The sequence below is a fragment of the Methylobacterium iners genome, assembly GCF_022179305.1.
Lineage (GTDB): Bacteria > Pseudomonadota > Alphaproteobacteria > Rhizobiales > Beijerinckiaceae > Methylobacterium > Methylobacterium iners.
In genome coordinates this window covers 1-1104 of record NZ_BPQP01000156.1, presented here as the reverse complement: position 1 = coordinate 1104, position 1104 = coordinate 1, and the positions used below count along the sequence as shown (strand labels likewise).

1 protein-coding gene is annotated in these 1104 nt (G+C 61.2%); it reads left to right on the top strand.

The window, feature by feature from the left end:
- Positions 1-339: 339 nt before the first annotated feature.
- On the top strand, positions 340-1104 hold a 765-nt coding region (locus MFF55_RS26455; protein WP_238247212.1), incomplete at its 3' end, for a PAS domain-containing protein.

Here is a 1104-nt window from a genome sequence, read left to right as displayed (position 1 = left end):
CGCGAGGTCGTGCGCCGCCGCGGTCGCCCGTCGCGAGAGGGGCTGGGCCGCTACCGGCCGCTGGCGATGCTGGACTTGCTGCCGATGACAGGAGAGGGACAACCCGTGCCGTTTGCCTAAACAATCGGCGCGTCGGGTATCCGCGTTCTAGTGTGTTACTTTTATCGCTACGTAAAGACCATTGTTGACGAGAAGCCAGGGACGATTGCCGCGCGCCAACACTTGGTATTGCACCAGTGTCAATGACGAGCCTCATGCGTCGAAGACATCTTCGTCACCGATTGTCGTCAGCATCCAAGAACCTGCGGGGAGATGATGGAGCGGCCTGACGCCTGGAAGATGACGGAGCGGCTGACGCACGAGTTCGGTCGAGGCGATCCTTTTGCAGCCGCGATCCGGGCAACCCGCATGCCCATGATCATCACTGATCCAAGACAGCCCGATAACCCCATCGTCTTCGCCAACGACGCCTTCCTGAACCTGACGGGATATGACCGCGACGAGGTCATGGGGCGCAACTGTCGCTTCCTGCAAGGTCCGGGAACCGACCAGGACAGCGTGCGCCAAGTCCGAGATGCAATCGCGGCCAGGTCCGACATCAACGTCGACGTACTGAACTACCGCAAGGACGGCACGCCGTTCTGGAATGCGCTGTACATGAGCCCGGTGAGTTCGGCCGCGGGCGAGCTGCAGTATTTCTTTGCCTCGCAGTTCGACGTCACTGAGCGACGGGACGCTCTGCAGCTGAAGACGGCCCTGCTCCACGAGGTCGATCATCGGGTCAAGAACAACTTGCAAATGGTCACGGCCTTGATCTCCATGCAGGCAGCGACCATCACCGATCCGATCGTGCAGCAATCCCTCGGGACGATGATGCAGCGCATCGAGGCGCTCTCGACCGTTCATCGTCGGCTCTACCAGTCGGACGACGTGACCCGCTTCTCCGTGGCCGAGTTCGTGCACGACATCGTGAGTGATCTGGTCAGCGCCAGTGGTCGCCGCGACATCGGTGTGAGGCTCGACCTCGAACCAACGACCGTGCTGGCTGACAAGGCGGCTCCCCTCGCCTTGATGGTCAACGAAGTCGTGACAAACGCGCTCAAG